Raw genomic sequence first — 24,278 nt, forward strand, 5'->3', positions numbered from 1 at the left:
AGAAATTAACATGTGTTGATAACACAGGTTTAACGATTATAAAAGAAAGTTCGTATTACTGCTGGTAAATAATATCCCGGATATATTTTATTTTGAGGTGCTGCTGCCGATTTTTAGTCGTTCTGTGCGGCCAGAAGGTACAGTACAGCCATGCGCACAGCTACTCCATTTTCTACCTGTTCAAGGATAATAGATTGCTTGCTATCGGCCACATCACTGGTGATCTCAACGCCACGGTTTATCGGACCAGGATGCATAATGATGATCTCTTTATCGAGATTGTCGAGTATTTGTTTGTTCAGCCCGTACATCATGGCATATTCCCTTAATGAAGGGAAATATTTGATGTCCTGGCGTTCCAGCTGTATGCGGAGCATATTGGCCACATCGCACCAGTTCAGGGCTTTGATCAGGTCGTGCTCAACTTTTACGCCCAGGCTTGCCATATATTTGGGTATTAATGTAGTAGGTCCGCAAACCATTACTTCGGCGCCTAGTTTTTGCAGGCACAGGATATTGGATATGGCAACCCTTGAATGAAGGATGTCGCCAACAATTACAACTTTCTTACCTGAAACATCACCAAGTTTCTGACGGATAGAAAAAGCATCCAGCAAGGCTTGAGTAGGATGTTCATGTGCCCCATCGCCCGCATTTACAATCTGGGCTTTGATGTGCTTGCTTAAAAACTGTCCGGCACCTGCGTAAGGGTGACGCATCACTACCATATCTACTTTCATGGCCAGGATGTTGTTTACTGTATCGATCAGTGTTTCACCTTTACTCACTGAGGACGAAGATGCTGCAAAATTAACAACATCGGCCGAAAGCCTTTTCTCCGCAAGTTCAAAAGAGAGTTTGGTGCGTGTAGAATTTTCAAAAAATATATTGGCAATGGTGATGTCTCTTAATGAGGGCACCCTTTTTATGGGCCTGTTAATTACATCTTTAAAATTATCTGCAGTCTCGAAGATCAGCTCAATATCATTCCGGTTAATGTCTTTGATACCTAAGAGATGTCGGGTTGATAATTTTTCTACTGCCATATTATTTATTGCTTTCTGATATTAAGATAACTTTGTCCTCTCCTTCGGTCTCTTTCCAGCTTACCCTTACCATTTGTGAGTTCAGACTGTCTACCTGATGGCCTATGTAATTCGGTTCTATTGGTAATTGTCTCGAAAATCTCCGGTCAATTAATACCATAAGCTCTACTTTTGCAGGCCGCCCATAAGCCAGTAAGGCATCCATCGCAGCCCTTATGGTACGCCCTGTCCACAATACGTCGTCTATCAAGATAACATTTTTGCCTTCTATAATGAAGTCGATCGTATTGCTGCTTGCAGATACCAACCCGTCTTTTCTTCTGAAATCATCGCGGAAAAAAGTAATGTCAAGATTTCCTTTTTGAATGGTACTCTTTTTAAGTACCTGTAAAAGTTCATGTTTTACTCTATCGGCAAAGTAACTGCCACGTGGCTGTATGCCAATTAAAACAGTATTTGAAAAATCGTTGTGGTTCTCAATTAATTGATGACAAAGTCGCTTAATTGTGATCTGGAATTTTTGACCGTCTAGCAGGGTTCTTTTTTGCATTGACTTAAAGATTATGCAAATATAGCCAAAAAGTTGTAACCCCAAATGTATAAAACAGGTTTAAATTGCAAAACGGAAAAATACATTTGTAGGTTATTGGGCTTAAATGCTTTAATTGTTTAAATACTTTTTACTGTAGTTTACTTTCATCAGATCATACCGCTTCAGCTGCGTTTTTAGCCTTTTGAGGAAGTCTGGATAATTACGCTTTTCTTTAGGGCTCCATAATATTTCACTCAGGGCATCCAGTCTTGGAAAAACCATGTATTCAGCTTTTGCTGGATTGGCGATGTATTCAGACCATAAATTTGCTTGTCCGCCCCATATATAGCTGGCTTCTTCAGTACTTAGTACAGCCGGCACAGGCTCATAGTCGTAAACGGTTTTTAAGGGCAGGAACTTTGCCGCTGTAAGTGAATCATCTTTTACAAATTGACTGTGGTTAAAATACATCATGTTTTCAGGTGTCATGATCACTTTGTGCTTTTGTTTTGCCGCCGCAATACCACCTTTTTCACCACGCCAGCTCATCACAATAGCATTAGGGGCGAGGCCCCCGTCCAGTATTTCATCCCATCCTATGATGGTTTTACCTTTACTGTTCACAAATTTTTCGATACGGTGTATGAAGTAACTCTGTAAACCGCTTTCATCTTTTATTCCGTTACGTTTCATGATCTGCTGTGATACGGCTGATTGTTTCCACCAGATCTTTGATGCCTCATCTCCACCGATGTGGATGTATTGTGAAGGGAACAATTCCATTACTTCGGTTAATACTTCTTCAAGAAATTTGAAGGTCTGCTCTGTGGGCTGGAACACATTGTTAAACTTATTAAAGATTCCCCAGGTTTGCGCTACTTCATATTTTTTTGAAGGTTCTGTACCCAGTTCCGGATAGGCCGCAAGGACTGACATGCTGTGTGCCGGCATTTCAATTTCAGGAATCACATTGATGTAACGGTCGGCCGCATATTTTATCACTTCTTTAACTTCTTCCTGGGTGTAATAACCGCCGTAGCGCAATCCGTCGTTACCTGTTCCGGGGTAAAGGCCTATAATCGTACCGTTTCTCCATGCACCAATTTCTGTTAGTTTAGGATGTTTTTTGATTTCAATTCTCCAGCCGTGGTCATCAGTTAGGTGCCAGTGAAAATTATTCAGCTTATGAAGCGCCAGGTAGTCAATGTATTTTTTAATGAAGGCTACCTCAAAGAAATGCCTGCTCACATCCAGGTGCATACCTCGGTAGGCGAAACGGGGGTAATCGATCACATCTACGGATGGGATGATGAGTTTGCCCGAATTATCATTTGCAGGAGGTAAAAGCTGTATGATGGTTTGAACTGCGTAAAATATGCCTTGTCCGGATGCCGATCCGGCATTGAGCTGGTTCTTAAGTACAGAAACAAAGTATTTATCCGGATTTGGATATAGCCTGCTGTCCAGGACCAGGTTAATTGAAGACTTCGTTTTTGTATCCGGATTGGTACTGATGTTAAGGTATAGATGATAATACCTGGCTATATAATCTGACAGGAATTTTGCAGCGGGTTTCGCTGTAGTATCGGTAATAAAGATGATCGTGTTCTTGTCAATAGTAAATTTATCCTGAGGGAATTTGCCTGGTCTTAATTCTACGGGCTGGGGAATAATGTGTGGAAGCTGGGCCTGGACTGTGGTTATAAACAGCACAGACAAGATGAAAGATGATAAAGTTTTAGCCATACGGCTAAAATACAAAAATGGAGATAGATTTAAACAAAAAAAGCCCCTCAAAACTCGAGGGGCTTTTGTATGATAGTTAAAAGAAACTAGCCTTTTTTAGCTTTGTTTTCTTCACCTTCCATTTGTTGTTTTAACTGTGCAAGCACACCTAAATCGCCCAATGTAGATTTTTCAACTGAATCTTTAACCTTTTTAACTGCACTGCTTGAAGCTTTGGCCTCTTTTTTCTTAGCGTTTCTTTCTTCAGCAACAGCTTCAGCTTTAGCCTCTTCCCAGATACGGGCATGAGAAACAACGATACGTTTAGCATCCTTGTTGAACTCAATGATTTTGAAATCATTGGTTTCTTCAGCTTTGATTACAGAGCCGTCTTCTTTAGCCATGTGTTTAGTTGGTACGAAACCTTCTACGCCATATGGTAAAGCGATAACAGCACCTTTATCAGTTACTTTAACAACAGTTCCCTGGTGGATTGAATCTAATGTAAAGATAGTTTCAAAAGTATCCCATGGATTTTCTTCCAGTTGTTTGTGACCTAAGCTCAGCTTGCGGTTATCAACATCTAATTCAAGTACAACTACGTCTAATGTATCACCAACTTTAGTGAATTCATTAGGGTGGTTCACTTTTTTAGACCATGAAAGGTCAGAGATATGGATTAAACCATCGATGCCTTCCTCAATTTCTACGAATACACCGAAATTGGTCATGTTTTTAACTACTGCTGTATGTTTGCTTCCGATAGGATATCTTTCAGCAACATTTTGCCAAGGATCCTGAGTAAGTTGTTTGATACCTAAGCTCATTTTGCGATCGTCTCTGTCTAAAGTCAAAACTTCAGCTTCGATCTCATCGCCAACTTTCAGGAATTCCTGAGGGCTGCGCAGGTTTTGCGACCACGACATTTCTGATACGTGGATTAAACCTTCAACACCAGGAATGATTTCAAGGAAAGCACCGTAATCAGCAACAGTAACAATTTTACCTTTAACTTTAGAACCAACAGCTAAGTCAGTACTTAAAGATTCCCAAGGATGAGGAGTCAATTGTTTTAAGCCTAATGCAATACGTTTTTTCTCATCATCAAAATCAAGCACTACAACGTTGATTTTCTCATCTAAGCTCAATACTTCTTTTGGATGCTCTATGCGGCCCCAGGAAATGTCAGTGATGTGAAGTAATCCGTCAACGCCACCCAAATCGATGAATACACCAAAGTCAGTGATGTTTTTAACGGTACCTTCCAGTACCTGACCTTTTTCAAGTTTAGATACGATTTCAACTTTTTGGCTTTCTAAATCGTCCTCAATTAAGATTTTATGAGATACAACTACGTTTTTAAACTCGTGGTTGATCTTAACAACTTTGAATTCCATTGTTTTACCCACGTATACATCGTAATCGCGGATAGGTTTGATGTCAATCTGGGAACCAGGTAAGAAAGCTTCAACACCCATGATGTCAACGATAAGACCACCTTTGGTACGGCTCTTAACAAATCCGTTGATGATTCTGTCATTGTCAAGGGCTTCATTGATAGATTCCCATGATCTTTGGGTTTTGGCTCTTTTACGAGACAGAATTAACTGGCCGTTAGCATCTTCAGGGGCTTCCACGAAAACGTCAACTTTATCGCCAACTTTCAAATCAGGTGTATCGCGGAACTCAGAAGTAGATACCAAACCGTCTGATTTAAATCCTACGTTTAATACCACATCTTTGTTGTTGATTGAAACAACAGTACCACTGATGATTTCACCTTGAGTGATTTGATTGAAAGTATCGGTATACATGTCTTCAAACTTTTTACGGTCTGCATCACTGTAATTACCGAATGCTTTATCATCTGCATCCCAGTCAAAATCCTGATCTGGAGTTGCCAATGATGATTTGATCTGTTCGATCGATACTGAATCAGCTTCTGATTCAATAGTCTCTTTCTCAGCCAGACGAGCGTCCGCACCTTGAAGTTCGGCTGTTTTAGCCTCTAGTTCTTTTTCTGCTACTTGTTTCTTAGCCATTAAAATTAAATCTCCTTTTTCCCGTTAGGGACGGCAAAGATAGAAATTAATATTTTTAGCACAAAGATTTTTTTGATAAATGTTGTTGATTTAGAACATATTGTATCGAAAAAATCTTTGTATAAAAGTCCGATGCTTCCGAAACTTGCCCCTGAGTGTTAGGCAAAGATAAATAGAATTGTTCATGATGTCTTTTTTAGGTTATGCTACACGGGCCTTAAATTTATCCCGATAATCCTTTGGTGTCATGCCAGAGCTTTTTTTAAAGAGCTGCCTGAAAGCTTTCAGGTCATTGTAGCCGGAATTCAGCATAATCTCCAGGATGCTCTGGTTGGTTTGTTCAAGCAGCTTTTTAGCAACCTCTATCCTGGTTTTTTGCAGGTACTCTATCAATGTATTTCCTGTAGCCATTTTAAAGCGACGTTCAATATTCCTTCTGCTGGCAGGTATTTGCTGCAAAATATCTTCAACAGTTGCAGCCTTATTGTAAGAATTTTCTATGCACAACTGGGTTTGGGCAACCAGTTCATCACCATGGTCCCTTGGTGGTACAAAGGTGCCAAAATAGCTTTGCTGTCCGCGGTTCATGTCTATGGCAAATACTTTTGCCACACGAATTGCCGTTTCTCTGTTTGCATAGTTATGGATCAGTCTGAGCAAAAGGTGAAAGGTACTGGTAGCCCCGCCACTGGTATATATTCCATGGTCGTATGTCACTACTTCACTTGGTCTAAGGTAAACGTCGGGATAGTTTGCCGCAAATGATGTACAGGCGTGGATATGAGTAGTTGCATTTTTTCCGTTTAACAGACCGCTGGCACCCAATAAAAATGCACCGGTACAAAAGCTGGCCAGTTCAACACCTTTTTGGTGCTGCTGACGAAGCCATGGTATAAACTCCAGGTTTTCCTGAACAGCATTATGAACGTCCTGGGTCGCAAAAGCAGGTATCAGCACCAGGTCCTGTTTGCTGCTTGCATTCAGAGGCTGGGGTACATATTGATTAAAAACAGGAACTTCATTACTACTGTTAGCGGCATGTAATATGCTTACATTAAATAGTGCTTCCTGTCCATTGGCTTCGTAGTAGCTATTTACAGTATCAAAAACGTCGAGTATAGCCGCTACACTAAGCAAGCGATATTTATTGGTCAATAACAAAGCTACTTGTGTCATTACTTTCGGAATTAAACAGAATGCAAATTATGAAAATAATCCCGAAGAAGTGGCTATAAATAAAAAAGGCCGCCTGCTATGGATCAGGCGACCTTAAACTACATACTTTAAATTATTATTTGCCAGATTTTTTGGTTTCTGCTGGTTTTGCTTCCGCTTTAACTGCTTTCTTAGCTGCTTTTTTGTGATGATGTTTAGGCTTTGCAGTTTCGGTAGCTGGTTTTGCTGCCGGAGTTGTGTTTTGTGCAAATGCGCCAAAAGTTGCTGCAACTAATGCTAACGCTAAAATTGTTCTTTTCATGTTTATAATTATTTAGTGTTTTTTGTTATACCAAAGTTGCAAACACAATATGAAGATTTGATGAAGAAGAGCATAGGTAGAAAAGCAGGTTATTGCGGAAAGTTAATCCGGATTTCTGTGCCTTTGCCTTTTTCCGATTTGATGTCGATCTTAAGCTCATGGAAGCTGGCAATGCTCCGTACAATAGCCAGGCCCAAACCATGACTGTCTTCCCGCTCTGATTCCAGTTTTTCAAAGCGGATAAACGCATGCTCCAACAACTCAGCATTCATTCCTATGCCTGTGTCCGCAATCACAAGTGTATAAGCTTCCGCAGTTGGTGCATCCGAGATGTTTACGCTGCCTGAGGGTATGTTGTACTTAATGGCATTGCTGATCAGGTTCGTTATCAGTGTATGGAACAGGGACCTGTTCCCGGTAAATGTATGGTCGTGCGTCAACTGGATGTTGAACTTCAGTTTCATCATCAATAACCTATGCTCCAACTCTTCATAAACCTCTTCAACAGTGTGCCGTACCGATATGGTGTCTGGTTTACTGTATTGATTGTTTTCTACCTTTGAAATGAGCAACAAACTGTTGATGATTGCCTTTAATCGGCCCAATGTCTTTAAACTGGCAAATATCTTGTTTTCACCTTCCGTTGTTAGCTTCTCATCATTAAGCAGGTTTTCCAATCTGGTGTTCAGCACTGAAATGGGCGTAAGCAGTTCATGAGAAACATTGGCAATGAATTCTTTTTCGGTCAGAAAAAGCCCGGTGATCTTTCTCATCAAGGCACTGATGCTACGGTCCAGGATCCTGAAATCTTCCGTGCTGGTCTGAATCGGCTTGTAATTGAAATTGGTTGGTTCATTTACCTTGTTGAGTTTTTGATCGATGATCCTGTAAAAAGGGGTAAGTAAAAAACGGGTAAAGGCAAGATCTGTAATCAATGTCAGTATTACAGCCGCTATCAATATGCCAAAGGTAAACATGGATATCGTACGTTCTAATTGTGCAAGGGTCGACATGGTTTCACCAAGTTCCAGTCTGTAATTTCTCCCAGCATAGTTAAAATCTGTGGTCAGGATCTGGAATTCTTCCTGGCTGCCTTCGATACTACGTAATTCTCTTGTGAACTGTTGTTTGATTGGCTTCTCGTCATTTCTGATCTCCTTCAGGATGATATATTCCTCACGTAGCAGGTTGTAATCGGTATAAATTTTTTGTGTAAGCAGGTCATTTACTTCTACACCGGAAAGGTTGGTTACCAATCTTTTCTTTTTCTGTAACAGTCGCTGCTGTATGTGATTTATAGAGATTCGGTTAATAGATACAAGAATCAGGATACCTAGCATGGTAATGATGGCCACCTTTGTAAGGGTATTGTATAAAGCAAGTTTGAATTGTAGTTTCATGTTACTTTATTTTTCGCATAGCTATCAAAAGTTAATCCTGTAACCAATGCTTCTAACCGTTTCAAACCAATCAATAGGACGATGTGCCGCCAGTTTTTTACGGAGATTTTTTACATGCACATCCACAAAGTTAGAATCAGAATTTACCTCAAGTATATCTCCCCAAACATGTTCGGTAAGATTTACCCTTGAAATGACTCGATTTTTGTTTAATACCAGGTAATTGAATATTTCAAACTCTTTGTTCGTCAGGTTAATCCGTTGCCCTTCAAAAGTTACTTTGTGGTTCTTAATGTCGAGCAGGAAATTGTGAATGTTGACTTCATTCATTTCCAGTTTGTGCTTCCGGCGTATGATGGCATGCATTCGCGCCAGCAGCTCTGTCAGTGAAAAAGGTTTGGGCAGATAATCATCTGCTCCGGCCTCCAGGCCTTTAATGCGGTCGTCAACATCGCCCCGGGCTGTAAGTATAATTACCGCATCTTCCCGTCCGGGTAATTTTTTTAGCTGGTGCAGCAATTCAAAACCGTCACCGCCTGGTAAGCCAAGGTCAAGCAGTATAAAATCGTAAGTGTTAACAAAAATTTTCTCTTCAGCCGAAGATTTTTTCCAGGCATGCTCAACAGTGTAACCTTCCTTACTTAGGAATTCACCCATTTCCAAGGCAAGTGTTTTTTCGTCTTCAATAATCAGGATGTTCATGAGACTTTTTTATGCCAAACTTACGCAATTTCCCGTCATCTCAAACGGATTTAAGAGATGACGGGCTAAGCGCTATTTATTCTTTCCAACCGCCACCTAATGCACGGTAAAGGTTTACTACAGATTGAAGCTTTTGCAACCGGTCATTTATACTGCTTAGTTGTGCCGAAAGCAGACTTTGTTCCGAAGTCAGCACATCCGTATAATTGGTAGCAGAGCTGTAGCGCAATAACTCTTTTGTATAGTCGACCGCCTTGGTTAAAGAAGCGATCTGTTTTGCCCTGGTTGTTTCTTTTTCTGAAGCTGTCTGATAAGCATATAAAGCATTCGACACTTCCTGGCCACTTGTAAGCAAGGTTTGCTGGAAACTATAAAATGCCATTTGCTGTTGCGCTGCTGCAGTTTTTAGCCTGGCCTTATTTTGTCCTTTATTGAAAATGGGCTGGGTAATGCCGCCAATTAAATTGTAAAAAATAGAATTGTCGAAAAAGTTTTTAAGGCTCAGACTGGAAAGCCCCCCGTTTGCTGTTAGCGTTAAGGCGGGGTAAAAATAGGCTTTAGCTACATTTTTATTCTCAAATGCTGCCCTGAAAGCAAACTCAGCAGCTTGCACATCTGGCCTGTTTTGTAGCAATTGCGCTGATACACCAGTTTGCAGGTTGCTGTAAACTGTCTGTTGGTCAAGCGTGCCGCGGTCAATTTTTCCAGGGCCTTTTCCCAACAGGATGCTCAAGGCATTTTCCGTCTCCCTGATGCTTCTCTTCAAATCCGGAAGTGTAACCTGGGCTGCATATAAATTGGCTTCGCTTTGTACAACAGCAGCACCGTTTACCACAGCACCTTCTTTTAAGGACTTCATGGTTTCAACGTCTGCCTGTCTGATCCTGATCGTTTGTTCCGTAATTGACAATTGTTTGTCCAATGCCAGCAGGTTATAATAGCTATTGGCAATGTTTGCAATCAATTGGGTCTGTACCGCTCTTTTTGCGGCATCAGTTTGTAGCAGCGAGGCGTAGGCGGATCTTTTGGCACTGCTCAGTTTTCCCCAGATATCGGCTTCCCAGCTGGTGCTGAGCTGCGCCTTGTAGGTTTGCGTTTCTGTATTGATATTAATTCCTGGAGGAAAGTTCAGCGCAGCTCTTGATTGTTTGGCGTCTGTCACTGAAACATCGGCAGTCAAACTTGGCAGCAGGGCCGCCTTGTTTTGCAGCAAGGTAGCCTCAGCAACTTTTATCCTTTCGATGGCCTGTTTCAGGTCAAGGTTCTCATTGATGCCCTGCTGGATCAGAACCTGTAAAGGGGCATCTGTAAACAGGTTTTTCCAGGGCAGATTCGCCATAGTACTGGTGTCTGCAGTGGTATTGTCACGGTATAGATCGTTGCTGTTTACAGCCGGGCGTTCATATTTTGTGGTCACGCAGGCCGTTAAACTCAATGCAGAGAATCCGATGATGAAATAATATTTATGATATCTGGTGTTCATGGTCTTTAAATTAGTGTTCACGGGCGTCAACTTCTGGAAAATCTATTGCAGCCTGAGGCCCGTACCCTTCGTCGAATGGTGATTTGCTGCTCACTTTTTCCTGTAAGCTCTGGAATACAATAAATAGGGCCGGGATAACAAATACACCAAATATGGTTCCGATAAGCATTCCGCCTACGGCTCCGGTACCTATAGATTTGTTCCCTGCAGCGCCAACACCGGTCGAGAGCATCAAGGGCAATAAACCGAGTATAAAAGCAAATGACGTCATTAAAATAGGGCGTAAACGTGCTGTCGCTCCGCTAATGGCTGCACTTACTATGCTCATACCTTTTCTTCGCCTTTCTACTGCAAACTCTACAATTAAAATGGCATTTTTGGCTAGCAAGCCCACCAGCATGATTAGGGTAATCTGTGTATAGATGTTGTTATCTACCTTGAATATCTTATCGAAGATGAAAACGCCTGCCAAACCAATAGGTAGGGAAATCAACACCGCCAGCGGTAAAATATAGCTTTCGTATTGGGCACAAAGCAGGAAGTAAACAAAGATCACGCAAAGCAAAAAGATAAATATGGTCTGACTGCCACTCGACATCTCTTCGCGCGATAAGCCTGAGAACTCATAGCCATAGCCCGTAGGCAGGTGTATTGCGGCCTCTTCCTGTACCGCTTTCAAGGCATCGCCCGAGCTGAAGCCAGTATTCGGACTTCCCGTTACGGCAATAGAAGTAAACAGATTAAAACGGGATATTGCCTGAGGGCCATACACCTTTTTCAGTGTAATGAAATTGCTGATCGGTGCCATTTTGCCACTTGCATTTCTTACGTATATGCTGTTCAGCGTTTGCTGGTTCGCACGGTAAGGGGCATCTGCCTGGTACATTACACGATATTGCTTCCCAAACTTATTAAAGTTGGATGCGTATACACCACCATAATAGCCCTGTAATACACCCAATACATCGCTTACACTTAAGCCGGCCTGTTTTACTGTAGCTACGTTTACATCAATCTGGTACTGTGGGAAATTGGGATTAAATGAAGTAGAGGCATATTGTATTTCCTTCCTTTTGCTTAAAGCGGCCAGGAACTCATTACTTACGGTATTGAATTTGTTGATGTCACCACCTGTTTTGTCCTGCAGCTGGAACTCAAAACCTCCGCTGGTACCAAATCCCTGGATGGTAGGAGGGGCAAAGAAAATAACCCTCGCACCTTTAATACCGGCCGTTTTGGCAAACAGTTCACCGATAATGGCTTTTACGTCTCTTTGCCGCTCGTTCCATGGTTTTAATTTCCCGATTACCATACCGTAAGAACTGCCAGAACCACTGATCATGCTTCGGCCCACCACGGTCAGTGAAAACTTAATTTCCGGAATACTGCGTGCAATACTGTCAATTTGCTTAATTACAATTGCAGTTTGTTCCTGAGAGGTAGCTGGCGGCAGGGAGATATCGGACATAATAGTACCCAAATCCTCGTTAGGTACAAAGCCTTTAGGTGTGGTATTCATGGCCCATATCAGCGTCACTGTAAAAAGTATAATCCCCAATCCAGCTATCCATTTTCTGCGTGCCAAAAAGCCTACAGATCTTTTGTACCTGCCGGTCATGGCATCAAAAGAAGCATTAAATGCCGCATAAAAGCGCTGCATAAAGTTTTTAGGCTTACCATGGTCTTCAGCATGCGGTTTTAAGAACAAGGCACAAAGCGCAGGACTCAGGGTTAATGCGTTGATGGCCGAAAGGATAATGGCAATAGCCAGTGTTAAGCCGAACTGCTTATAAAATACGCCCGATGAACCCTGGATAAAACTTACCGGTACAAATACTGCCGCCATAACCAGGGTAATGGAAATAATGGCCCCTGTAATGTCTTCCATTGCATCTACAGTAGCTTTTTTTGCTGAAGTGTAGCCATGGTCAAGCTTCGCGTGGACTGCCTCTACAACCACAATGGCGTCATCTACCACAATACCGATAGCCAATACCAGTGCAAACAGTGTCAATAGGTTGATGGTAAAGCCAAACAAACTCAGAAAGAAGAAGGTTCCGATAATTGCCACAGGAACACTGATGGCTGGGATTAATGTAGAGCGGAAATCCTGAAGAAAAAGAAAAACCACTAGGAAAACCAGGATAAAGGCTTCTATCAGTGTATGGATTACTTTCTCGATAGAAGCATCCAAAAAGTCGTTCACATTTACCAATGTGGTATAATGTACGCCCTTTGGGAAGTTGACAGATGACTCGTCCAAAACTTTAATGGCACCTTCAATTACTTCCTTGGCATTGGAGCCGGCAGTTTGGTTAATGGCAATACCCAATGCAGGTTTACCATTAAAGCGCACCGAGCTGGCATAGCTTTGTGCACCCAATTCTATACGGGCAATGTCCTTTAACCTCAGTACCTGACCATTTTCAGCCGTTCTGATAATGATATTGCTAAACTCGGTTTCGTTTTTTAAACGCCCTGAGTATTTTAAAGTATACTGGAACGATTGTTCGCCGCGCTCCCCGAATTGACCGGGTGCAGCTTCGATATTCTGTTCGGCAAGTGCTACACTGATGTCATTGGGCACCAATCCGTAGGTGGCCATTACTTCTGGTTTAAGCCAGATGCGCATGGTATAATCCATCAAACCAAAGGCAGTTGCATCACCAACCCCATTGATCCGCTTGATCTGAGGGATCAGGTTAATGTTGGCATAGTTCTGCAAAAAGGTCTGGTCATAGGAAGCGCTATCGCTATATATACCAAAAATCAGCACGTTACTGGCCTGCCTTTTTGCGGTAATTACCCCAGATCGGGTAACCTCTGCAGGTAATAAGCTAGTCGCTCTCGCTACACGGTTCTGTACGTTTACGGCAGCAAGGTCAGGGTTGGTACCCAGTTTAAAGTTAACCGTAATGGTTGCCGTACCATCGTTACCGGCCGACGAGGTCATATAGGTCATATCTTCCACACCGTTGATCTGCTCTTCAAGAGGTACAACAACGCTATTCATAACCACATCTGCATTTGCCCCTTGATAAGACGCGGAAACCTGTACCGTTGGAGGGGCAATTTCCGGATATTGTGACACAGGAAGCGTAATCAGGCCCAGTATCCCGAGTATGACAATAATAATGGATATTACTGTGGATAAAACAGGCCTTTCTATAAATTTCTTAAACATATTGTTCTATTTTTGGGTAAGCTCAGCATATACGGAATCAGCACTTTTCTTTTCAGGTTTAATCTCAGTACCGTCTTTTAAAGACTGGAAGCCTTCCAGTACTACCTGATCACCAGCTTTAAGCCCTTTGGTAACTACGTAAAAATTGCCTTTAGTCAGCTCCATAACCTCAATTTCGGTACTTTTTGCAATTCCTTTATCGTCGGCCACATATACGAATTTCTTTCCCTGCAGATCTGTAGTAGATTTTTGCGGGATAAGGATGACATTTTCGAGGTGTTGTGGAATACGTACTGAGGCACTGGCACCACTTCTGAGCAGGCTTACCGGATTGGAGAATGTGGCCCTTAAGCTTGCCGATCCGGTTCCGGTATTGATCAGGCCGTTTATCGATTCTATTTTCCCGTTTTCTGCATAGGTTGTCCCATCTGCCAGCACCAGGGCAACCGCAGGGATATTTTTTAATTTGGCCGCAAGGCTGTTGCCCTTATAGCTGCGCGAGAATTCCAATAGCTGTTTCTCATTCATAGAGAAATAAGCGTAAATCCTGGATATGTTAGAAACCGTTGTTAATGGCTGAGCACTGGTTCCACTCACCAGGCTACCGGTTTTAAAAGGAATGCTGCCGATTACTCCGTCAACCGGACTGGTAATGCGGGTATAACCCAGATTTACTTTAGCATTCACCAGTTCGGCTCTGGCTTGTGCCAATGCTGCCTTCCTGCTCTGTAAGGTTAGCTGGGCCGCATCCAGATCATATTTACTGATGATGTCTTTTTCAACCAAGGGCTTGGTCTTGTTTACCTGCAGTTGTGCAGCATTCACATCTGCCTCTGCACTGCTGATGGCTGCACTTGCTGTTCTTACCTGCTGTTCGTATTGTGGCGCATTGATGCTGAAAAGTAATTGGCCTTTTTTTACTGTTGCACCTTCATCCACGTATATTTTTTCAATAAAGCCATCTACTTTTGGCCTGATGTCAACATTCTGGATCCCTTCCAGTGTGGCTGGGTAGTCCGTTTCCAGATCGGTAGACTGCGGTACTACCGCAAATACCGGATAAGATTGTACCTGGGCGGGGGGTGGACCGGCCTTTTTCTGATCTCCGCTGCTGCATGAACCGATAAATAGCAATGCCGGTAATAATAAGTAAAGTGATTGGATGTTATGTTTCATTTTAAGGGGTATATATAATCTTTATTAGGGGAAAATTATTTCAAAGATGAGCTGTTTTCTTTCTTCAAGAAGTGCGTTGTATTCCTCATCATTCATGCCAAAAAGGATTTTGTTTAAAGGGGCTGTTACCAGGGGATAGGCCATTAAAGAAAACAGGTTCATTGTGAAATGCCTTGGGTTCATGCGTTTTATGTTTCCTTTGTCCATTTCCCGCTGAACCTCCTCCAGAAAAGTATTCACTTTTTCGGCCCGTGCTTTCTTGGCATTGATCACATCGTTTCTGTTCATTTCGGTGATCACAAAAATCTCACGATAAGGATAACGCATCGCTTCTTTAAGAAATACCGAAATCAGGTTTTCTATCTTTTGACGAAAAGGCATATCCGATTCCATAACCTCGTCAATCATGCTCACCAGGGCTTCCTGGGCTTCATTGAATACCTGGTCAAACAGCGCATCTCTCGATCGGAAGTAATAATTTACCAAGGTGCGGTTTACCCTGGCGGCATCCGCAATCTCCTGAGTAGTAGCGTGAAGCTTGCCTTCGGCAAAAAATAATTGCTTGGCTGTATCCTTAATTAACTGCTCTGTACCGGTATCTCTGCTGGTCATTTCCTGAGTTTGACAAAATTGTTAAACAAAAGTATTGAACAGAGATTTTAGTTAAAACATCAGAATGTAATGTTTAAGTTAAGGGATTAATTGTAACCAAATATTTGCAGAAAATTGCCGGTCTATGGCAGGTGCTGGTGTACCATATCCAGCGCAAAATCCAATTGCTCGGCCTCGGTAAGTTCGGTATTGTCCAGAATAATGGCATCTTCTGCGCGTGTAAGGGGGCTCTCGGCCCTGGTGGTATCGGCATAATCCCTATGAGCAAGATTTTCAAATACTTCTTCCAGCGTAGTTGTAGTATCTCCCTTGCTTTGAAGCTCTTTAAACCTACGTTCAGCCCTGATCTTTGGATCGGCAGTCATAAAAAATTTAACTGCTGCATCCTCAAACACTGTAGTACCTATATCACGGCCATCCATCACAATATTTTTAGATTTACCCATGCGCTGCTGCTGTTTTACCATATCCTTTCGTACCAGTTTATTGGCTGATACTTCGCTCACATATTCTGATACTGGCATTTGTCTGATCTCTTCTGATACCTCTTCGCCATTTAAGGTGATGTGCGATTGGTAATCCCTCGAGTGAAAATTCAGTTCAATGTGCTCAAGCGCATCGGCCACTGCTTCCTGGTTATTGACATCAATGTTGTTACGGATAAAATAAAGTGTAACCGCGCGGTACATGGCACCACTATCGATGTATATAAATCCCAGTTTCTTTGCTAGAGCCTTGGCAAGTGTACTTTTTCCACAGGATGAATAGCCATCAATGGCTATAACGAGGTTTTTTCTCATAGATAGGCAAAGTTAGTATTTTCATACCAAAAGAAATCAAATATTGGGCAATTGGGAACTACTTCGGGCACCTTAAGATGATTCCGATTTGGGATAGGCTGTTCTTGAGTTTATTTAGGATGAGTCAGCTTATCTTTTCTGGTTAACAGGGATGAATTGCGGACGATCAGGTTGGTCGAAAGTACAACCTTTTCTACTGGCTTTTTATCAGATTCCATTTTTTGCAGCAGGATGTCTATAAGTTTAAGGGAAATGTCCTTCACAGGCTGGGCAATAGCTGTAATTGAAGGGTTGTAGATCCTGAAAAAATCCTGATCATCAAAAGCTACTACGGCAATATCGTCGGGGATCTTCAATTTGAGTTCATTAATAGCTTCAAGGCCTTGAAATGCAAGGTAATTTGTGGAGAAAAAAATGGCATCCAGCTCATTGTTCTTTTTTAAATAAGCACTTATAGATTTGACGTTTTGTGCCGCAGAATGATCATAAGGTAATTTTAATATTTTTGGTTCCTTCCCATTTTCAATAATGGTTTTTTCGTAGCCCTTATATCTTTCCAGCATTTGCGTTTGGGCTGAAGAGGTGGTTACCAGGGCAATGTTTTCAAATCCTGCTCCGGTTAAATGCTGTACTGCTTTTTTCGAGGCATTAAAATTATCCACTACAACATAATCTGTTTCCAGGTCCGGAAAATATCGGTCAAAAAGGACCACGGGGATTTTATTGTTGATCAGGGACTGGATTTCCTCCTCAAGTCCTTTAGGTGGGGTAATGATGTAGCCATCCAGGTTGCGTTCAATAAAAAGTTTGATCAGTTCTTTTGATTTTTCTGTATTGTCGTCAGTGCTGCAATAAATTATTTTATATCCTCTTTTATAGGCATCTTCTTCAATAATTCGTGCTACAGCAGAAAAAAAAGCATTCGAAATGTCCTCTACAATCAGACCAATCATATTTGTTTTTCCGGTTCTCATGCCCCTGGCAAAAAGGTTTTGTTTGTAGCCTGTGTCTTCAATTGTTTTAAGTATCTTCTCTTTGAGCTCAGTGCTGATCCGTTTTTCATCAGCCTTGCCATTGAGCACAAAGGAAACCGTTGTGATTGATGTGTTACATCGCTGAGCAATATCCCTGATAGAAAGTTTAGCCATGTGGTATACTAGTGTTTTACTTTATAAAATTTGTAAGCGAACAGAAAAATTACAATATAGCATATAATTGGGGTATAATAGGCATTTGCAATTCCAGCCTTGTCGGCCACTGCACCCATAATAAAAGGAAAAAATGCGCCGCCCACAACACCCATGGATAAAAAAGAAGCGGCCTGTTGTGTGCGCGTACCAAGGTTTTTAAGGCCAAGACTGAATATGGTAGGGAACATGATGCTAAAAAAGAAGTTGATCATCAGCAAAGCAATAAATGATACCATACCAAAGCTTTGTGCTACGATGAGGCACATGATGATATTGCCCAGTGCAAATGCCGCCAGTAATTTGTTGGGCGCAATAACCCGCATTAAAAATGTGCCGATAAAACGCCCGGCAAGCATCATTCCCATAAACAACACCATGTAATTCCCAGCTTCAGCATCGCTGAAACCCATTTTTTCATGGCCATAATTGATAAAAAAGGCCCAGGTGCCAGCTTGTGCCGCTACATTAAAGAATTGCGCCGCAACTGCCCATACAAAATGTTTATGGTCAAAAAGCTTTTTATCAGGAGTTACATCTATGTTTACAGCCGCGGCATCTTCGCCAGGCACCGCATGAGGGTCTGTTGTGGCAGGCACTTTTACAAAAGAAAAGGATATGGCCACCAGTAAAATCACCAGACCAATTACTGCATACAGAATTTTAACAGAGGTCAGATCTGTACTGCCCTCTACATTATTGCGCAGTAAAAAGTAGCTCCCGATTGCAGGTCCAAGCATAGCACCCACAGCATTGAAAGACTGGGCAAAATTGATGCGCTGGTCACTGGTCCGTTGATCACCTAGCGAAGCAACGAATGGATGGGCTACAGTTTCCAATGTAGATAAACCGCAGCCTACAATAAACAGGGCGATCCCAAAAAATGCAAATGAAGAGATATTAGCAGCAGGTATGAATAAAAAAGCCCCAATGGCAAATAAGGACAGACCTAACAATACCCCTTTTTTATAGCCAAAACGTTTCATAAACAGGCCGGCAGGTATTCCCATTACGGCATAGGCACCAAAAACAGCAAACTGCACAAATGCCGACTGCGATTTGGAAAGGCTCATGGTATGTTGGAAATGTTTGTTCAGCACATCAGCCATGGTAATGGCGATGCCCCAGAACATAAAAAGTGAAGTGACAAATACAAGGGTGATCAGGAATTTCCTGTCAGTAAAAGCAGCTTTTTGTTGCATGGTTTAGTATTTATTTGGTTAGCTATGGTTGAGTTGCTTTGAAAAAGCATATTCAAACATAGCTATACTAAAATGATTTAGCAATAGTAATTTTTTCTTTTATCTTTGAAATCACCAGCTTTTTAGAAACCAAATTATAGCATGATATGAAAAGAAGAATTTTTTTGCAGCAGGCAGGACTTTTAGCCGGAGGATTGATGGCTGATAAGGTGTCATTTGCGGCTTCCTCTGAATTTCCGGTAGTCAGGGTTGCCGAGTCCAAAAGAAACTTTCAAAGTAAGGCTGTTGAAAATGCAATAGCAGAATTTCAAAGGAATGTAAAGAACAAAGAGCTGGGCTGGCTATTTGAAAATTGCTTTCCCAACACCTTAGATACTACTGTGACGTATACTGAGAGCAATGGCAGGCCCGATACCTATGTGATCACCGGTGACATTGATGCCATGTGGCTACGAGACAGTACAGCCCAGGTAAGTCCATACCTACCTTTGGTCAAAACAGATAAAAAGTTACATGATCTCATTGCCGGCGTAATCAATCATCAGGTAAAGTGCGTTCTTAAAGACCCTTATGCAAATGCTTTTTATGGAGATCCCAATAAACTTGGAGAGTGGAAAACAGATCATACAGATATGAAGCCTGGGATTCATGAACGTAAATGGGAGATAGATTCACTATGTTATCCCATTCGCCTGAGTTACCAGTATTGGAAGCTCAGTGGCGGCACAGCGCCTTTTGACATAAAATGGAAGGAAGCCATTGCGTTAATCGTTAAAACTTTTAAAGAACAACAAAGAAAACAGGGGCAGGGACCGTATCGCTTTCAACGCGAAACAATGTTTGCCACAGATACCACTCCTTTAAGTGGGTACGGTTACCCGGTAAAACCTGTTGGTTTAATCTGTTCGGCATTCCGGCCAAGTGATGATGCTACGATCTATAATTTTCTGGTTCCTTCCAATTTCTTTGCAGTTGTGAGCCTGAAGCAGGCGGCAGAAATTTTACAATCTGTGCAAAAAGATAATGTATTGGCAGCAGAATGCCGCACACTGGCAGCAGAGGTAGCTGCTGCCCTGCAAAAATATGCAGTGGTAACCCATCCTCAATTTGGTAAGGTATATGCTTTTGAAGTGAACGGCTATGGCAGTTTTAACCTCATGGACGATGCCAATGTACCAAGTTTACTGGCATTGCCTTATCTAGGCGCTGTTCAAGCTAACGATCCTGTTTATCTGAATACCCGCAAACTGATTCTATCTGCAGAGAACCCTTTTTATTTTCAAGGCAAAGCAGCAAAAGGAATAGGCAGCCCACATACCGGTATTCACAAGATCTGGCCGATTGCCCTGGTCATGCAGGGGCTTACCAGTACCAATGATATCGAGATCAGGTCTTGCATTCAAATGCTGCAAAAAAGCCATGCGGGAACAGGATTTATGCATGAGTCGTTCGATATGGACGATCCTGCTAAGTTCAGCAGGGCCTGGTTTGCCTGGGCCAATACCATTTTTGGCGAGTTTTTATGGAAGACTTATAAGGAAAGGCCGCATTTACTGGTTTAAAAATTAAAATATGATAAGAGTACTTTTGACCACCTCCTTACTTATGATAGCTGCTGCGTTGTCTGCACAGACAGTCGGCAAGGTCACCGATCCTGTAGATTGGGTGAACCCTTTGATGGGAACAGCAAGCAAACCTAGCCTTTCTAACGGCAATACTTATCCTGCAATTGCATTGCCCTGGGGAATGAATTTCTGGACACCTCAAACAGGAAAAATGGGAAATGGATGGGCTTATACTTATGATGCAGACAAGATCAGGGGTTTTAAGCAAACACATCAGCCTTCACCCTGGATGAATGATTACGGACAATTTTCCGTCATGCCTGTAACTGGTAAAATGAAATTCAACCAGGATGACAGGGCCAGCTGGTTCTCGCATAAGTCTGAAATTGTAAAGCCTTATTACTACAGCGTGTATCTTGCAGATGCGGATGTCACCACAGAAATTACACCCACGGAAAGAGCGGCTCAATTCCGTTTCACTTTCCCGGAATCAGATGCTGCTTATGTGGTTATCGATGCTTTCGATAAAGGCTCTTATGTTAAGATCATCCCCGCAGAGCGCAAAATAGTGGGCTATAGTACCCGGTACAGCAGTGGTAAACTGGAAAACTTTAAAAATTATTTTGTCATTTATTTCGACAAAGCCTTTACTTCTGCAAACGGATGGAAGGGGAATGAACTGTTAAAAGGCCAGCTTGAGGTGAGCGCTGATCATGCGGGTGCAGTTGTCGGATTTAAAACGGCAAAAGGCGAACAGCTAAACATGAAAATCGCTTCATCCTTCATCAGTTTTGAGCAGGCTGAACTTAATTTGAGCAGGGAACTGTCTAACGATAGCTTTGAAACAACCAAACAAAAGGGAAAGGCAACCTGGAATAAAACCTTAAGCAGGATTTCTGTAGAGGGTGGTTCTATTGATCAGACACGTACTTTTTATTCCAGCTTATACCGTATGCTCTTCTTCCCTCATAAAATGTATGAAGTAGACAAGACCAATAAAATTGTACACTATAGTCCATATAATGGTAAGACTTTACCAGGATACCGGTTTGGAGGTACAGGTTTCTGGGATACTTTCAGGGCTTTGTATCCGTTCCTGAACCTGATGTATCCCTCTGTAAATAAAGAAATGCAGGAAGGCCTGATCAACGACTATAAAGAAGGCGGATGGCTGCCAGAATGGTCTAGCCCTGCTTATGCAGATTGTATGATAGGCAATAATTCCGCTTCTGTTGTTGCCGAAGCTTACATTAAAGGTTTGCGTGGATATGATATCAACACTTTATGGGAGGCACTTAAGCATGGGGCAAACAATGAAGGGCCACAGGCAACCGGTCGTCGCGGTGTTGAATATTACAATAAGCTCGGCTATGTACCTTACGACGTAAAGATCAATGAAAATGCTGCAAGAACTTTAGAATACGCCTATGATGATTTTGCGATCTATCAGTTGGGCAAAGCTTTGGGTAAACCGGCTTCCGAAATTGACATCTATAAAAAACGCAGCATGAACTATAAAAACCTGTTTGATCCTTCAACCTGTTTGATGCGCGGTAAAAATCAGGATGGTAAATTCCAGTCGCCGTTTAATCCGTTTAAATGGGGGGATGCCTTTACCGAAGGAAACAGCTGGCACTATTCATGGTCAGTATTTCAGGATATTGACGGATTGGCTAAATTAATGGGCGGTAAAGAGAAGTTTGTACAGAAACTGGATTCTGTATTTACCCTCCCTCCTGTATTTGACGATAGTTATTATGGAGGGGTAATTCACGAGATCCGTGAAATGCAGATCGCCAATATGGGGCAGTATGCACATGGAAACCAGCCGATACAGCACATGATCTATCTGTACAACTATGCGGGGGCACCCTGGAAAACACAGTATTGGGTACGTGAAACGATGGACAGAATGTATAAACCTACTCCCGACGGTTATTGCGGTGACGAAGATAATGGCCAGACCTCTGCCTGGTATGTGTTTTCTGCTTTGGGTTTTTACCCTGTTACCCCAGCAGTAGAGCAGTATGTGATCGGAGCGCCTTTGTTTAAAAAGGTAACGTTGAACCTTGAAAACGGCAAGCTATTTACTATAAATGCCGCCAAAAACAGCAAAGATAACAGGTACGTACAAAGCTTAAAATACAACGGAAAGTTGTATACCCGGAACTGGCTAAGTCATTCAGGTTTGCAGCTTGGGGGGGAACTGACGTTTGAAATGTCGGCAACACCAAACGAAAGCCGGGGTGTAGATCCTGCAGATTATCCTTTTTCATTGTCTACAGCGAAGCAATAGCTATGTTTGGCTAATTTTCTAAAATGTCAAATATCAATCAATAATGCTTGCCAGGCTTACTTACACAAAAAAGTTCATCTTTACAGGTCAGGGATCTGTATCAGATCAATTTCCATCCCGTACTTTCATTAGATGATATGAACGGCCAACGTATGGGTCAGGTATCTGAAGAAGTTAAACAGGAGCAGGGGTTTATTTGATGGGCAGACCACATCAGTTTTATCTATCCCATCTGGTGGACGGGAATGCCGGCTATTATGAAAGGCTATATCGACCGGGTAATGAGTTATGGTTTCGCCTATCGATATGATCAGGGTGTTCAAAAAGGGCTCTTGGGAGGTAAAGAGGTAACCATCATCAATACCCATGGGAAAGTCAAATGAAGAATAAGTTAAGCAAAGTGCCTGATTGTCATTTAACAGTACGTGATTATTTGATCAAACTTGTAAATTAGCTATTTATATAGGGCTGTTATGAAAGTGAACAACTTTAAACCAAGTGATGAGCTTGCGGCATATGTAGACAGGGTGCTGGTTATAGAGCATCCTGAAAATGGTACTGCTTTTTCATTGCCATTATTTGCCAATGGTACGCCAACGTTACTTTTTATTTCAGCCAATGGAAGTATAAATGGCAGTGCTGCAGCTCATCTTACCCTCTTTGGACAAACCATTCTGCCTGAGGCATTATCTTTTAATGGTGGTTTTGTATTGATTGCCTATTTTTTTAAACCTTATTCATTGTGCACGCTTTTTGGCCTGATTGCCCATGAATTGACCGATATGCCAATTGATCTGAATTTATTGGCACCATTGAAAACAATGGAACTTCAGGAAAGGTTATTGAATGCCGTGTCAACAGAAAGCAGATTGGTTTTACTGGATCAGTATATTTCAGGTTTGATAGCTAATGCTAAAAGCTGTAGCCCCGCCATTAGGTACGCCATAAACCAGATTGCAGGCAGCCCCTCAAGTTCTGTGTTAACGCTGGTTCAAAATGAACTTTGCCTTACAGAAAGAACATTTCAGAGAATGTTTGAAAAGAACGTTGGGATTTCGCCCCGGATGTACAGGCGGATTTGTCAGTTCAATTCGGCATTTCAGCAGTTGAACAGCCGGGGTTACGACAAATTATCTGATATAGCATTTCAAAATGGATACGCCGATCAGAGCCATTATATCCGTTCTTTTAAAGAATTCACAGACCTTACGCCGAAAGACTACCTGAATTTTGGGGCACATTAGTAAAATGAATAATGTCGGGTTCATTCTATTTTAGCTTAGCAGGTAAGTCTAATTTTGTTGGTAGGATGAATTTAAAAAAACAAAAAATGACAAATGAAATGTACCCTTGCTTGTGGTTTGACGGACAAGCCAAAGCTGCTGCTGAGCATTACTGCTCTATTTTTAAAAACTCAAAAATCATTGCTGAAAATCCGATTGTAGTTCTATTTGAATTGAATGGGAGTAAATTTATGGCTTTAAATGGTGGGGCAAAATACAAGCCTACACCTGCAAACTCTTTTGTTGTAGAATGCCAAAACCAGGAAGAAATTGATCATTATTGGGATAAGCTGGGTGCGGGGGGCAGGTACGACCAATGCGGATGGCTTGACGATAAATTTGGCTTTTCCTGGCAAATTGTACCTGCAGTTCTGCACGAGCTCATGGCCGATGAGGAAAAAGGGCCGAGGGTAATTGAAGCGTTTATGAAAATGTCAAAGTTTGATATTCAAACCTTATTGGACGCCTGAGGCCGGAATCGGATGGTGCTGAAGTACTCCTGATTTATTAATATAGTAATATTGATTATTACTATATTAATACTTCTATTCATAATGCAGTTTTGC

Annotated in this window: 20 protein-coding genes; 5 read left to right on the forward strand and 15 right to left on the reverse strand. The window is 42.0% G+C overall.

Features of this window, described 5'->3' with window-relative positions:
- Nucleotides 1-113: 113 nt before the first annotated feature.
- The 15 genes from B9A91_RS19915 to B9A91_RS19985 form a co-directional block, all read right to left on the reverse strand.
- A complete protein-coding gene (locus B9A91_RS19915) occupies nucleotides 114-1,046 on the reverse strand; it encodes an aspartate carbamoyltransferase catalytic subunit (protein ID WP_084240799.1) in 933 nt (310 codons plus the stop codon).
- Nucleotide 1,047: 1 nt separating this feature from the next.
- A complete protein-coding gene (gene pyrR / locus B9A91_RS19920; protein WP_084240800.1) occupies nucleotides 1,048-1,596 on the reverse strand; it encodes a bifunctional pyr operon transcriptional regulator/uracil phosphoribosyltransferase PyrR in 549 nt (182 codons plus the stop codon).
- Nucleotides 1,597-1,707: 111 nt separating this feature from the next.
- Nucleotides 1,708-3,324 (reverse strand): beta-N-acetylhexosaminidase, encoded by a 1,617-nt coding sequence (locus B9A91_RS19925; protein WP_084240801.1) that lies wholly within the window; start codon nucleotides 3,322-3,324, stop codon nucleotides 1,708-1,710.
- 86 nt (nucleotides 3,325-3,410) lie between these two features.
- Nucleotides 3,411-5,345: a 30S ribosomal protein S1 gene (rpsA, locus tag B9A91_RS19930; RefSeq protein WP_084240802.1), complete on the reverse strand. Its 1,935-nt coding sequence runs from the start codon at nucleotides 5,343-5,345 to the stop codon at nucleotides 3,411-3,413.
- A gap of 201 nt (nucleotides 5,346-5,546) precedes the next feature.
- A complete protein-coding gene (locus B9A91_RS19935; protein WP_084240803.1) occupies nucleotides 5,547-6,521 on the reverse strand; it encodes a GlxA family transcriptional regulator in 975 nt (324 codons plus the stop codon).
- 115 nt (nucleotides 6,522-6,636) lie between these two features.
- A complete protein-coding gene (locus B9A91_RS19940) occupies nucleotides 6,637-6,822 on the reverse strand; it encodes a hypothetical protein (protein WP_084240804.1) in 186 nt (61 codons plus the stop codon).
- A gap of 89 nt (nucleotides 6,823-6,911) precedes the next feature.
- On the reverse strand, nucleotides 6,912-8,222 hold the full coding sequence (locus tag B9A91_RS19945) for a sensor histidine kinase (RefSeq protein ID WP_084240805.1): 1,311 nt from the start codon (nucleotides 8,220-8,222) through the stop codon (nucleotides 6,912-6,914).
- Nucleotides 8,223-8,246: 24 nt separating this feature from the next.
- Nucleotides 8,247-8,924 carry a response regulator transcription factor gene (locus B9A91_RS19950; protein ID WP_084240806.1) on the reverse strand — a complete coding sequence of 226 codons (678 nt, stop codon included), beginning with the start codon at nucleotides 8,922-8,924 and terminating at the stop codon, nucleotides 8,247-8,249.
- Nucleotides 8,925-9,000: 76 nt separating this feature from the next.
- Nucleotides 9,001-10,407: an efflux transporter outer membrane subunit gene (locus B9A91_RS19955; protein ID WP_084240807.1), complete on the reverse strand. Its 1,407-nt coding sequence runs from the start codon at nucleotides 10,405-10,407 to the stop codon at nucleotides 9,001-9,003.
- A 10-nt stretch (nucleotides 10,408-10,417) separates the two neighbouring features.
- Nucleotides 10,418-13,591 carry an efflux RND transporter permease subunit gene (locus B9A91_RS19960; protein ID WP_084240808.1) on the reverse strand — a complete coding sequence of 1,058 codons (3,174 nt, stop codon included), beginning with the start codon at nucleotides 13,589-13,591 and terminating at the stop codon, nucleotides 10,418-10,420.
- Between the two features lie 6 nt (nucleotides 13,592-13,597).
- Nucleotides 13,598-14,767 (reverse strand): efflux RND transporter periplasmic adaptor subunit, encoded by a 1,170-nt coding sequence (locus tag B9A91_RS19965; protein WP_084240809.1) that lies wholly within the window; start codon nucleotides 14,765-14,767, stop codon nucleotides 13,598-13,600.
- 24 nt (nucleotides 14,768-14,791) lie between these two features.
- Nucleotides 14,792-15,379, reverse strand: a complete 588-nt coding sequence (locus B9A91_RS19970) for a TetR/AcrR family transcriptional regulator (protein WP_084240810.1) — start codon at nucleotides 15,377-15,379, stop codon at nucleotides 14,792-14,794.
- 122 nt (nucleotides 15,380-15,501) lie between these two features.
- Nucleotides 15,502-16,179 carry a (d)CMP kinase gene (gene cmk, locus B9A91_RS19975; RefSeq protein WP_084240811.1) on the reverse strand — a complete coding sequence of 226 codons (678 nt, stop codon included), beginning with the start codon at nucleotides 16,177-16,179 and terminating at the stop codon, nucleotides 15,502-15,504.
- A gap of 110 nt (nucleotides 16,180-16,289) precedes the next feature.
- On the reverse strand, nucleotides 16,290-17,327 hold the full coding sequence (locus B9A91_RS19980) for a LacI family DNA-binding transcriptional regulator (RefSeq protein WP_084240812.1): 1,038 nt from the start codon (nucleotides 17,325-17,327) through the stop codon (nucleotides 16,290-16,292).
- 8 nt (nucleotides 17,328-17,335) lie between these two features.
- Entirely contained in the window at nucleotides 17,336-18,568 is a 1,233-nt protein-coding gene (locus B9A91_RS19985; RefSeq protein ID WP_084240813.1) for a sugar MFS transporter, read from the reverse strand.
- Nucleotides 18,569-18,714: 146 nt separating this feature from the next.
- Here B9A91_RS19985 and B9A91_RS19990 point away from each other — a divergent pair, with 146 nt between their 5' ends.
- The 5 genes from B9A91_RS19990 (at nucleotide 18,715) to B9A91_RS20010 (ending at nucleotide 24,182) form a co-directional block, all read left to right on the forward strand.
- Entirely contained in the window at nucleotides 18,715-20,130 is a 1,416-nt protein-coding gene (locus tag B9A91_RS19990; protein WP_084240814.1) for a glycoside hydrolase family 125 protein, read from the forward strand.
- Nucleotides 20,131-20,140: 10 nt separating this feature from the next.
- On the forward strand, nucleotides 20,141-22,429 hold the full coding sequence (locus B9A91_RS19995; RefSeq protein WP_084240815.1) for a GH92 family glycosyl hydrolase: 2,289 nt from the start codon (nucleotides 20,141-20,143) through the stop codon (nucleotides 22,427-22,429).
- Nucleotides 22,430-22,641: 212 nt separating this feature from the next.
- Complete coding sequence (locus tag B9A91_RS24285) at nucleotides 22,642-22,812, forward strand: NAD(P)H-dependent oxidoreductase (protein WP_262497627.1); 171 nt, start codon at nucleotides 22,642-22,644, stop codon at nucleotides 22,810-22,812.
- A 90-nt stretch (nucleotides 22,813-22,902) separates the two neighbouring features.
- Nucleotides 22,903-23,673, forward strand: coding sequence for a helix-turn-helix domain-containing protein (locus tag B9A91_RS20005; RefSeq protein WP_084240816.1), 771 nt, complete (start codon nucleotides 22,903-22,905; stop codon nucleotides 23,671-23,673).
- A gap of 86 nt (nucleotides 23,674-23,759) precedes the next feature.
- Entirely contained in the window at nucleotides 23,760-24,182 is a 423-nt protein-coding gene (locus tag B9A91_RS20010) for a VOC family protein (RefSeq protein WP_084241215.1), read from the forward strand.
- Nucleotides 24,183-24,278 lie beyond the last annotated feature (96 nt).

It is taken from the genome of Pedobacter africanus (genome assembly GCF_900176535.1).
GTDB lineage: Bacteria > Bacteroidota > Bacteroidia > Sphingobacteriales > Sphingobacteriaceae > Pedobacter > Pedobacter africanus.